The 10606-nt window shown below is 73.5% G+C and carries 10 protein-coding genes, 1 rRNA gene and 1 pseudogene; 10 read left to right on the top strand and 2 right to left on the bottom strand.

Annotated elements, in window-relative coordinates; translation table 11 throughout:
- The 3 genes and pseudogenes from rrf to AB0F18_RS26440 all read left to right on the top strand — a co-directional run.
- Positions 1-93: ribosomal RNA gene (gene rrf, locus AB0F18_RS26450) — 5S ribosomal RNA — on the top strand; the annotation flags it as partial.
- Between the two features lie 182 nt (positions 94-275).
- A pseudogene (locus AB0F18_RS26445) lies at positions 276-1022 on the top strand (tetratricopeptide repeat protein); the annotation flags it as partial.
- A gap of 618 nt (positions 1023-1640) precedes the next feature.
- Positions 1641-2492, top strand: coding sequence for a hypothetical protein (locus AB0F18_RS26440; RefSeq protein ID WP_362064814.1), 852 nt, complete (start codon positions 1641-1643; stop codon positions 2490-2492).
- 60 nt (positions 2493-2552) lie between these two features.
- Here AB0F18_RS26440 and AB0F18_RS26435 read toward each other — a convergent pair whose 3' ends face one another.
- Complete coding sequence (locus tag AB0F18_RS26435) at positions 2553-3824, bottom strand: DUF1015 domain-containing protein (protein WP_362064808.1); 1272 nt, start codon at positions 3822-3824, stop codon at positions 2553-2555.
- A gap of 143 nt (positions 3825-3967) precedes the next feature.
- Here AB0F18_RS26435 and AB0F18_RS26430 point away from each other — a divergent pair, with 143 nt between their 5' ends.
- From AB0F18_RS26430 to AB0F18_RS26415, 4 genes are all read left to right on the top strand, one after another.
- On the top strand, positions 3968-5011 hold the full coding sequence (locus AB0F18_RS26430) for an HAD hydrolase-like protein (protein WP_362064806.1): 1044 nt from the start codon (positions 3968-3970) through the stop codon (positions 5009-5011).
- 107 nt (positions 5012-5118) lie between these two features.
- Positions 5119-6126 carry an iron chelate uptake ABC transporter family permease subunit gene (locus AB0F18_RS26425; protein WP_362064812.1) on the top strand — a complete coding sequence of 336 codons (1008 nt, stop codon included), beginning with the start codon at positions 5119-5121 and terminating at the stop codon, positions 6124-6126.
- Positions 6123-7184, top strand: a complete 1062-nt coding sequence (locus AB0F18_RS26420; RefSeq protein WP_362064804.1) for an iron chelate uptake ABC transporter family permease subunit — start codon at positions 6123-6125, stop codon at positions 7182-7184. The genes AB0F18_RS26425 and AB0F18_RS26420 overlap by 4 nt, the downstream gene beginning before the upstream one ends.
- Positions 7181-8053, top strand: coding sequence for an ABC transporter ATP-binding protein (locus tag AB0F18_RS26415; protein ID WP_362064802.1), 873 nt, complete (start codon positions 7181-7183; stop codon positions 8051-8053). The genes AB0F18_RS26420 and AB0F18_RS26415 overlap by 4 nt, the downstream gene beginning before the upstream one ends.
- Here the strand turns inward: AB0F18_RS26415 and AB0F18_RS26410 are convergent.
- Positions 8050-8397: an SCP2 sterol-binding domain-containing protein gene (locus AB0F18_RS26410; protein WP_362064800.1), complete on the bottom strand. Its 348-nt coding sequence runs from the start codon at positions 8395-8397 to the stop codon at positions 8050-8052. The two genes, AB0F18_RS26415 and AB0F18_RS26410, sit on opposite strands and share 4 nt — an antisense overlap.
- A gap of 65 nt (positions 8398-8462) precedes the next feature.
- Here AB0F18_RS26410 and AB0F18_RS26405 point away from each other — a divergent pair, with 65 nt between their 5' ends.
- The 3 genes from AB0F18_RS26405 to AB0F18_RS26395 are packed head-to-tail and all read left to right on the top strand — an operon-like array spanning position 8463 to position 10508.
- Positions 8463-8714 (top strand): hypothetical protein, encoded by a 252-nt coding sequence (locus AB0F18_RS26405; RefSeq protein WP_362064798.1) that lies wholly within the window; start codon positions 8463-8465, stop codon positions 8712-8714.
- 7 nt (positions 8715-8721) lie between these two features.
- Complete coding sequence (locus tag AB0F18_RS26400; RefSeq protein WP_362064796.1) at positions 8722-9537, top strand: TlyA family RNA methyltransferase; 816 nt, start codon at positions 8722-8724, stop codon at positions 9535-9537.
- A 50-nt stretch (positions 9538-9587) separates the two neighbouring features.
- Entirely contained in the window at positions 9588-10508 is a 921-nt protein-coding gene (locus AB0F18_RS26395) for an NAD kinase (protein ID WP_362064794.1), read from the top strand.
- Positions 10509-10606: the final 98 nt, after the last annotated feature.

Here is a 10606-nt window from a genome sequence, read left to right as displayed (position 1 = left end):
ACGCCCGGTTACATTCCGAACCCGGAAGCTAAGCCTTTCAGCGCCGATGGTACTGCAGGGGGGACCCTGTGGGAGAGTAGGACGCCGCCGAACAATCTTTCAAAGGACCCTTGGTCCTCAGCGTTCACGCTGAGGACCAAGGGTCCTTTTTGTTTTTGCACGATTTACGCCAGAGCGCGGCCATGGGCTGGTTGCGCGAGAATGACAGCGGTACCCCGAAGACAGGAGTCACACCCATGTCCAACTCTCCCGACGATCGTCCGGAGCGCGAGCCTCGTCGCAACGACGGCGGTGACAGGGGCGGCTACCGCGGGGGCCGTGACGACCGTGGCGGTGACCGTGGTGGCTTCCGCCGCGATGACCGCGGTGGCCGGCCCGCCGGTGGCGGCTTCCGCCGTGACGACCGCGGCGGGCGTCCCGCCGGCGGTGGTTTCCGTGGCCGTGACGACCGCGGCGACCGTCCGTCCTACCCGCGTCGTGATGACGAGCGCGGTGGTTTCCGTGGTGGCCGTGACGACCGTGGCGGGGACCGTCCCTCGTACCCGCGTCGTGACGACCGCGGCGGCGACCGTCCGTCCTACCCCCGCCGTGATGACGAGCGCGGTGGTTTCCGTGGCGGCGACCGTCCGTCCTTCCGCCGTGACGACCGTGGCGGCGACCGTCCGTTCACGCCCCGTCGCGACGACGACCGCCGTGGCGGCCGTGACGACCGTGGCGGGGACCGCCCGTCCTTCCCGCGTCGTGATGACCGTGGCGGCGACCGTCCCTCGTACGGCCGTCGTGACGACCGCGGTGGCGAGCGTCCCTCGTACCCGCGCCGTGACGACCGCGGCGACCGTCCGTCCTACCCGCGTCGTGATGACGAGCGCGGTGGTTTCCGTGGTGGCCGTGACGACCGTGGCGGGGACCGTCCCTCGTACCCGCGCCGTGACGACCGCGGCGGCGACCGCCCGTCCTACCCCCGCCGTGACGATGAGCGCGGTGGTTTCCGTGGCGGCGACCGTCCGTCCTTCCGCCGCGACGACCGTGGCGGCGACCGTCCGTCCTACCCGCGTCGTGACGACGACCGTGGTGGTTTCCGTGGTGGCCGTGACGACCGTGGTGGCGAGCGTCCCTCGTACCCGCGTCGTGACGACCGCGGCGACCGTCCGTCCTACCCGCGTCGTGATGACGAGCGCGGTGGTTTCCGTGGTGGCCGTGACGACCGTGGCGGCGACCGCCCGTCCTACGGCCGTCGTGAGGACCGTCCGTCCTACCCGCGCCGTGACGATGACCGTGGTGGGCGTCCCTCCTACCCGCGTCGTGATGACGAGCGCGGTGGTTTCCGCGGTGGCCGTGACGACCGTGGCGGCGACCGTCCGTCCTACCCGCGTCGTGACGACCGCGGCGGCGAGCGGGGCGGCGACCGTCCCTCGTACGGCCGTCGTGACGACCGTGGTGGCGACCGTCCCTCGTACCCGCGCCGTGACGACCGGGGCGGCGAGCGTGGTGGCTACCGTGGCGGCCGCGATGACCGCGGTGGTTTCCGTGGCGGTCGCGACGAGCGCGGCGGCCGCGAGTTCCGCGCCGACCGTGACCGGGACCCGGTCAAGCGGCTTCCGATCGACGAGGACGTCACCGGCCACGAGATCGACGCCGATGTGCGCCAGGAGCTCCTGAGCCTGCCCAAGGGCCTGGCCGAGGAGGTCTCGCGCAACCTGGTGATGGTCGCCCGGCTGATCGACGAGGACCCCGAGCAGGCGTACGCGTACGCCCGCATCGCCCTGCGTCTGGCCTCCCGCGTCGCTGCCGTGCGCGAGGCCGCCGGCTTCGCCGCGTACGCCACGCAGAAGTACAACGAGGCGCTCGCCGAGTTCCGTGCCGCCAAGCGCATGACCGGTTCCGTCGAGCTGTGGCCCGTCATGGCCGACTGCGAGCGCGGCCTCGGCCGTCCCGAGCGGGCGCTGGCCATGGCCGGTGAGCCCGAGGTCCAGAAGCTGGACAAGGCCGGCCAGGTCGAGATGCGTCTCGTCGCCGCCGGTGCCCGCCGCGACATGGGCGAGCTCGACGCCGCCATCGTGACCCTGCAGAGCCCGGAGCTTGCCTCCAACTCCCTGCAGCCGTGGACCGCGCGCCTGCGGTACGCCTACGCCGACGCCCTCCTGGCCGCCGGCCGTGAGGACGAGGCGCGCGAGTGGTTCGCCAAGACCCTTGAGGCCGACAAGGACGGGGCGACCGACGCCTCCGACCGCCTGGCCGAGATCGACGGCGTCGAGTTCGTGGACGCCGCCGTCCTGGAGGACGAGGCCGACCTCGGTGACGAGGACGTCGAGGACGAGGACGCGGCGGAGGTCGCCGCCGCCGAGCGTGCCGCCGACCAGACCGAGTACTACGACGAGGACGACGAGGAGTACGAGCCCGTCGCCGACTCCGAGGCGGACGCCGACGTGGACCTCACCGACGAGATCGTGGTCGTCGAGGACGACGAGCGCGAGACCCGCGACAAGGCCTGATGCCGGAAAAGGGCGGCACCCCCGGGAGGGGGTGCCGCCCTTCGGCGTTTCCGGGCCGGGTCAGTCCAGGCTGCGCAGCACCAGGCCCGTGGCCGGCTTCGGGCCGAAGGAGGTGGACTTGCGGGGCATCGTGACGCCCTGGCGGGCCAGGTCCCGTACGACCTCCTCGCGGACCGGGTGCAGCAGTACGGCGGTGCCGCCGTGCCGCTCGGCCATCGCGACGGTCGCGGCCGCGTCGTGGATGTACGCGATGTGGTCCGGGGCGTCCGGGATCCGCCACAGGGCGTCCAGCAGGGAGGCGTGCAGCACCGTCGCGTCCAGCCGGCGCCAGGCCTCGGGGCGGTCGCGGCGGACGGTGCGCTCGATCAGGGCCGGATCCGGGTCGGTGACCAGGTGGAAGGTGCCGTCGCCGCCGAGGAGGAAGGCGTTGCCGCGCTCCGAGGCGTCCGCGAGGGCCTCCAGGGCCAGCGGGAGCGGGCCGTCGACCGGCCGGACCCGGAAGGAGCCCTCGACGGCCTCCAGCGCCTCGGCCAGGGGCAGACGGCGCAGCATCCGGTGGATGGCGCGGACCTGGAGCGGGTAGCGGGCCGTGTCCACGAGGAGGACCAGGCCGAAGTCCCACGGGGTCGGCGAGCCGTGCTCCTCCTGGAGGCGCAGGTACGTCGCCCAGCGGTGGTGGCCGTCCGCGATGAGGGCCTGGCGGTGGGCCAGGTCGGCGGTGACGGCGGCCAGGTCGGCCGGGTCCGTGACGGCCCACAGGCTGTGGCGGAACCCGTCCTCGGTGACCGTCGACAGCAGCGGCTCCCGGCCCGCGGTCGCCTCGACGACCGCGTCCGCCCCGGCGCCCGGACCGTCGCCGCGGTAGGTGAGGAGGAGGGGTTCGAGATTGGCCGAAGTCGCGCGCATCAGGCCCGCGCGGTCGGTGACCACGTCCGGCATGACGTCCTCGTGGGGGAGGACGATGCCGGCCTCGGCGGCGGACAGGGCCAGGGCGCCGATGATGCCGCGCTGGAGCAGACCGGCCCTGCGCTGCTCGTACACGTAGAGCGCGGGCTGGGGGTCGGCGCTGAGGACGCCCTCCGAGAGCCAGTCGTGCAGGGTGCGGGCGGCCTGCTCGTTGCGCGCGGCCGGGGTGCCGGCCTGGGGCAGGATGAGCCGGACGATGTTGTGCGGGTCGGCGGATTCGAGGTAGTCGACTCCGTCGGGTCGTACGACCACGTCGTACGGCGGCGAGGTGACCGCCGCCAGGCTGCCGACGCGCTCCGGGACGTAACGCAGTCCGTGGAAGGGGGTCAGGCGCAGCCCGTGCTCCGCGTTGCCAGATGTGGTCATTGGTGCATGGTAAGACCCGTCTCGCGATACGGGATGGCCGGGGGAGCGAGGGGGTAGTGCAAACTCGGACAAGATCGATCGTGTGCGGCGGAGCAGCACAGCGGACCCGAGCGTTTTGATGACGGTTATTGAGGAGCGGCCAGATGACCCGGCAGAGCAGGACCAGTCCCGCGGGCAGTGAGCGGAGTCTGCACCAGGCGTACGACACGGCCCTGCTGGACCTGGACGGGGTGGTGTACGCGGGCGGGCACGCCATCGCGCACGCGGTGGAATCCCTCGCCGCTGCCCGGGCCGGCGGGATGCACCTGGCGTACGTCACCAACAACGCGCTGCGGACCCCGGAGGCGGTCGCGGAGCACCTGGGGGAGCTGGGGATCCCGACCGAGGCGGGTGAGGTGATCACCTCGGCGCAGGCGGTGGCCCGGCTGATCGCGGAGCAGGTGGAGCCGGGGTCGAAGGTGCTGGTGATCGGCGGGGAGGGGCTGCGGGTCGCGCTGCGTGAGCGCGGGCTGGTGCCGGTGGAGTCCGCGGACGAGGAGGGGCTCGCGGCGGTCGTCCAGGGGTACGGCGGGCCCGGCCTGGAGTGGGGGCGGTTCGCGGAGGCGGCGTACGCGATCAACCGCGGGGTGCCGTGGTTCGCGTCCAACACCGATCTGACGATTCCGGGGGCGCGCGGGATCGCGCCGGGCAACGGGGCCGCCGTGGAGGTCGTACGGATCGCCACGGGCGCCGATCCGCAGGTGGCGGGCAAGCCGCTGCCGCCGATGCACCGGGAGACGGTGCTGCGGACCGGGGCGGAGCGGCCGCTGGTGGTCGGGGACCGGCTGGACACCGACATCGAGGGCGCGTTCAACGGGGACGTGGACTCCCTGCTGGTGCTGACCGGGGTGACGGACGCGGAGCAGCTGCTGCGGGCCGAGCCCCGGCACCGGCCCACCTATGTGGACCGGGACCTGCGCGGGCTGCTGACCGGGCAGCCGGAGGTGGCGGAGCGGGAGGGCGCATGGCGGTGCGGCGGCTGGAGCGCGGCGCACGCGGGCACGCACCTGGAGCTGTCGCGGGTGGCGGGCGAGGAAGCCGATCCGGTGGACGGGCTGCGGGCGTTGTGTGCGGCGGCCTGGTCGGCGGCCGGGGACGGGGCCTACGCGCACGACGTGGAGAAGGCGCTGGCCGCGCTGGGGCTCTGAGGAAGGTGCGGTCGTATGGTCGGGTGATCAGCAGGGATGCAGGGTAGGCTAACCTAACCTTCGTGTTGGCTGAGAGTCTCCCCGAAACCGGGCGCAGCGCGCCGCCGGTGGCCGTGGCCCGTCCACGCCACGGCAGGCGCGCCGCCGGTCTGCTCGTCGCCCTCGCGGTGCTGGCCCTGGTCGCGGTGGCGAGCATCGCCGTCGGCGCCAAGCCGATGCCGCTCGACGACGTCTGGCACGGCCTGTTCCACTACAGCGGCACCACCAACGACGTGGTCGTACGGGACCTGCGGGTCCCGCGCACCGTCCTGGGGGTGATGGTCGGGCTCGGACTCGGCCTGTCCGGCGCGGTGATGCAGGCCCTGACCCGCAACCCGCTGGCCGAACCCGGCATCCTCGGCGTCAACGCCGGCGCCGCGGCCGCCGTCGTCTCCGCGATCAGCTTCCTCGGGGCGAGCACGCTGACCGAATTCGTCTGGTGGGCCTTCCTCGGCGCCGCCGTCGTCTCGGCCGTCGTCTACGTCCTCGGCGGCAGCCGCAGCGCCACCCCGGTGCGCCTCGCCCTCGCCGGTACGGCGGCCAGCGCGGCCCTCGTCGGCTACATCAACGCCGTCCAGCTGATGGACAGCAAGGCCCTGGACAAGCTCCGCTTCTGGACGGTGGGTTCACTGGCCTCGGCCACCATGGACACCGTCCGGCAGGTGGCCCCCTTCCTCGTCGTCGGCGCCCTGCTCGCCCTGGCGCTGGGCCGGCCGCTCAACGCGATGGCCATGGGCGACGACACCGCCCGGGCGCTCGGCGCGCACCTGACGCGGACCCGGATCGCCGCCATGGCCGCCATCACCCTGCTGTGCGGGGCCGCGACCGCCGCCTGCGGGCCGATCGTCTTCGTCGGGCTGATGATCCCGCACCTGGCACGCCTGGTCACCGGACCCGATATGCGCTGGGTGCTCGCCTACTCGGCCGTCCTGTCGCCCGTGCTGCTGCTCGGCGCCGACGTGGTCGGACGGGTCGTCACCCGGCCCGGCGAGCTCCAGGTCGGCATCGTCACCGCGCTCGTCGGCGGCCCCGTCTTCATCCACCTGGTCCGGCGCAAGAGGATGGCCCAGCTGTGACCGACATCCGGATCCGCAGGACCGTCCGGCCCCGCCCCCTGCGCGGCCCCGGCGGGACCTCGCTGCGCGTCGAGCCGCGCGGGCTCGCCGCCGGGCTGCTGCTGACCGCGGCGACGCTGGCGCTGGCCGTCGTGCTCATCGGCACCGGCGATTTCGAGATGGCGCCCGGGGACGTCGTGCAGACCCTGCTGGGCAACGGCAGCCCCGCCGACGACTTCATCGTCAACGACCTGCGGCTGCCACGGGTCCTGGTCGCGATCCTGGTCGGCGCGGCCCTCGGGATGTCCGGGGCGGTCTTCCAGTCCGTCTCGCGAAACCCCCTCGGCTCTCCCGACCTGCTCGGCTTCGGGTACGGCTCGGCGGTCGGCGCGCTCGTCGTCATCGTCGTGTTCAAGGGCGGGGCCACCGAGGTCGCGCTGGGCGCCGTCGTCGGCGGGCTGCTGGCCGGCGTCCTCGTGTACCTCCTGGCGTACAAGAAGGGGATCCACGGCTACCGGCTGGTGCTCGTCGGCATCGGGGCCTCGGCCGTCCTCGTCGCCGTCATCCAGTACCTGATCGCCAAGGCGCAGATCGTCGAGGCGACCCGGGCGATGGTCTGGCTGACCGGCTCGCTGGCCGGGCGGGACTGGGCGCAGGTGTGGCCGCTCCTGGCGGTCTGCGCGGTGCTGTTCCCGCTGGTCCTCGGGCAGAGCCGGGCCCTGCGGGTGATCGAGATGGGCGACGACGCCGCGTACGCGCTGGGCGTGCCGGTGGAGCGGACCCGGATGCTGCTGATGCTGGCCGCGGTGCTGCTGACCACGGCGGCCGCGGCGGCGGCCGGGCCGATCAGCTTCGTCGCACTGGCCGCGCCGCAGCTGGCCCGGCGGCTGACCCGCTCGCCCGGGTCGAACCTGCTCACCGGCGCGCTGATGGGCACCGTCCTGCTGCTGGCCTCCGACCTGGCCTCGCAGCGGGCCTTCGGATCGGACCAGCTGCCGGTGGGCGTGGTCACCGGCCTGGTCGGCGGCGTCTACCTGCTCTGGCTGCTCGTCATGGAGCGCAAGGCGGGACGGATATGACGGACACGGCAACCACAAACGAACACACCCCGGTCGAAGCGAGGAGTACGCAGGTGCAGAGGCTGACCGCGGAGAACGTCACCCTCGGCTACGACCAGCGGGTCATCGCCGAGAACCTCTCGGTGGAGATCCCCGACCACTCCTTCACGGTCATCGTCGGCCCCAACGCCTGCGGCAAGTCCACGCTGCTGCGCGCCCTGTCGCGGATGCTCAAGCCCACCGCCGGGCGGGTGCTCCTCGACGGCCGGGCCATCACCTCGACGCCCGCGAAGCAGGTGGCCCGCACGCTGGGGCTGCTCCCGCAGTCCTCGGTGGCGCCCGACGGCATCACCGTCGCCGACCTGGTCGCCCGCGGCCGCTACCCGCACCAGGGGCTGCTGCGCCAGTGGTCGGCGCAGGACGAGCGGATCGTCCTGGAGTCGATGGCCTCCACCGGGGTCGCCGAGCTCGCCGACCGGGCCGTGGACGAGCTGTCGGGCGGGCAGCGCCAGCGGGTGTGGATCGCGATGGCGCTGGCCCAGCAGACGCCGCTGCTGCTCCTGGACGAGCCGACGACCTACCTGGACATCCAGCACCAGCTGGAGGTCCTCGACCTGTGCGCCGAGCTCCACGAGGAGCAGGGCCGGACCCTGGTGGCGGTGCTGCACGACCTCAACCAGGCGGCCCGCTACGCCACGCACCTGATCGCCCTGCGCGGCGGTGTCGTCGTCGCCGAGGGGCCGCCGGCCGAGGTGGTCACCGCCGAGCTGGTGGAGGAGGTGTTCGGGGTGCGCTGCCAGGTCATCGCCGACCCGGAGACCGGCACCCCGCTGGTGGTCCCGGCGGCCCGGCGGGCCCGTACGGGGGCCGCCGTCCCCGGGCAGGGCTAAAGCAGGCTCTTGAGGCGCAGCAGGTCGCGGAAGCCGGCCTCCAGGCGGACCCGGCCCGAGGCCCAGGCCTTGGCGAACTTCAGCTGCCCGTCGACCAGCGCGAGCAGGTCGTCCCCGCTCATCGAGAGCCGGATCTCGGCCTTCACCCGGGGCGGGCCGGGGGTGAGGGCGTCCACCCGGATCCGGCCGCCGTCGAGGCGGCCGGAGAAGGTCACGTCGAGGTCCGTGATGTGACAGCTCAGGGAGCGGTCGAGGGCGGCCGCGCCCCGCACGCCGCCGTCGGCCCCCGCCAGGTTGTCGGAGAGTCGGTCGAGTGCCGCGCGGCACTCCTGGATCGTAGCCATGGTGTTCCCGACCGTACCGCAGAGCCGCGGGTGGAAGGGGCGGTGCTTCGGGGTAGCGTCGGGGCATGACCGACGAAGTGTCCGGAAGCGTTCCGGACGTCCCCCAGGAGCCCGCCGGGCCCGCGCCGCTGGGCCTCGTACGCACCCCCACCGGGCACCCCGGGGTCGACGCGCACCTGGAGCGGCTCGCGGACGCGGACCACCTGGCGGCGGACGGGCACGTCGAGGTGTACGAGGATGTGCACAGGGGACTGCGCGAGGCGCTGACCGCGCTGGACGCACAGCCCGTACCCGGACCGTACGAAAACAGGAGCTGAACCGAACGTGGCAGGAGTGGCACGCCGCCGCCTGGACGCCGAACTGGTACGCCGCAGCATGGCCCGCTCGCGAGAGCACGCGGCCCAGCTGATCGCCGCGGGCCGGGTGACCGTGGGCGGTTCCACCGCGACCAAGCCGGCCACCCAGGTCGAGACCAGCGCGGCCCTCGTCGTCCTCAAGGACGACAGCGACCCCGACTACGTCTCCCGGGGCGGCCACAAGCTGGCCGGCGCGCTCGCGGCCTTCCGGCCGCAGGGGCTGGCCGTCGAGGGCCGCCGGGCGCTGGACGCGGGCGCCTCGACCGGCGGGTTCACCGACGTGCTGCTGCGCGCGGGCGTGGCCCACGTCGTCGCCGTGGACGTCGGGTACGGGCAGCTGGCCTGGTCGCTGCAGAGCGACGAGCGGGTGACCGTCAAGGACCGTACGAACGTGCGCGAGCTGACCCTCGAACTGATCGACGGCGTCCCGGTGGACCTGGTCGTCGGCGACCTGTCCTTCATCTCGATCGGCCTGGTGCTGCCCGCCCTCGTGCGGTGCACGGCGCCGGACGCCGACCTGGTGCTGATGGTCAAGCCGCAGTTCGAGGTGGGCAAGGAGCGGCTCGGCAGCGGCGGCGTGGTGCGCAGCCCCGAGCTGCGGGCCGAGGCCGTCCGCGAGGTCGCCGCGCAGGCGTGGAAGCTGGGGCTGGGTGTGCTGGGGGTCACCGCGAGTCCGCTGCCCGGGCCGTCGGGGAACGTCGAATACTTTCTGTGGCTTCGGGCGGGGGCACCGGCACTCGACCCGGGGGATGTCGACCGTGCAGTGGCGGAGGGGCCTCAGTGACAGATTCGTCATCGTCAGCGTCAGAGGGTTCGAAGGGCGCGGAGCTCCCGGTGGAACCGGGGGAGGGGGAGCCGGCGGGGCCGCGCACCGTCTTCCTGGTCGCCCACACCGGGCGGCCCGCGGCCATACGCAGCGCCGAGCTGGTGGTGCTGGGGCTGCTGAAGTCCGGGCTGGGGGTGCGGGTCCTGGCACACGAGGCGCGGGACCTGCCGCTGCCGCCCGAGGTGGAGCTCGTCCGTGAGTGCACGCCCGAGGCGCTGGCCGGGTGCGAGCTGCTGATCGTGCTGGGCGGGGACGGGACCCTGCTGCGCGGGGCGGAGTTCGCGCGCGGTTCGGGCGTGCCGATGCTGGGCGTCAACCTGGGCCGGGTGGGCTTCCTCGCCGAGGCCGAGCGCGACGACCTGGACCGGGTCGTGGACCGGGTGGTGCGCAAGGCGTACGAGGTCGAGGAGCGGATGACCCTCGACGTCCTCGTACGGACGAACGGGGACGTGGTCCACGAGGACTGGGCGCTGAACGAGGCCGCCGTCCAGAAGGTGTCCGCCGAGCGGATGCTGGAGGTGGTCCTGGAGATCGACGGGCGTCCGGTGACCGGCTTCGGCTGCGACGGCATCGTCTGCGCGACGCCGACCGGCTCGACGGCGTACGCCTTCTCGGCGGGCGGTCCGGTGGTGTGGCCGGAGGTGGAGGCGCTGCTGATGGTGCCGATCAGCGCGCACGCGCTGTTCGCGAAGCCGCTGGTCACCTCGCCGGACTCGGTGCTGGCGGTGGAGGTGCAGACCGGGACCCAGCACGGGGTGCTGTGGTGCGACGGCCGGCGGACGCTGGAGCTGCCCGCCGGGGCGCGGGTGGAGGTCCGGCGCGGGACGGTGCCGGTGCGGCTCGCCCGGCTGCACCACGCGTCCTTCACGGACCGGCTCGTCGCGAAGTTCGCGCTGCCGGTGTCGGGTTGGCGCGGCGCACCGCACTGAGGCCGCCGGAGACCACGCTATTAGCACACCCGTTCGGACAACTCCGGGCGGGTGAGGTCACATGGCACCCGGGAAACCTCGGTATGGTCGTCCCGTGC

This window comes from Streptomyces sp. NPDC029216 (genome assembly GCF_040648015.1).
Lineage (GTDB): Bacteria > Actinomycetota > Actinomycetes > Streptomycetales > Streptomycetaceae > Streptomyces.
The sequence above is the reverse complement of the archived record's forward strand: the minus strand, read 5'-3'. Positions and strand labels throughout refer to the sequence as shown.

What these genes read in the sequence shown, in the direction of transcription:
- AB0F18_RS26415 (WP_362064802.1), top strand. Translation starts at nt 7,181, where the DNA reads ATGACGGACACGGCAACCACAAACGAACACACCCCGGTCGAAGCGAGG.
- AB0F18_RS26430 (WP_362064806.1), top strand. Translation starts at nt 3,968, where the DNA reads ATGACCCGGCAGAGCAGGACCAGTCCCGCGGGCAGTGAGCGGAGTCTG.
- AB0F18_RS26405 (WP_362064798.1), top strand. Translation starts at nt 8,463, where the DNA reads ATGACCGACGAAGTGTCCGGAAGCGTTCCGGACGTCCCCCAGGAGCCC.
- AB0F18_RS26410 (WP_362064800.1), bottom strand. Translation starts at nt 8,397, where the DNA reads ATGGCTACGATCCAGGAGTGCCGCGCGGCACTCGACCGACTCTCCGAC.
- AB0F18_RS26435 (WP_362064808.1), bottom strand. Translation starts at nt 3,824, where the DNA reads ATGACCACATCTGGCAACGCGGAGCACGGGCTGCGCCTGACCCCCTTC.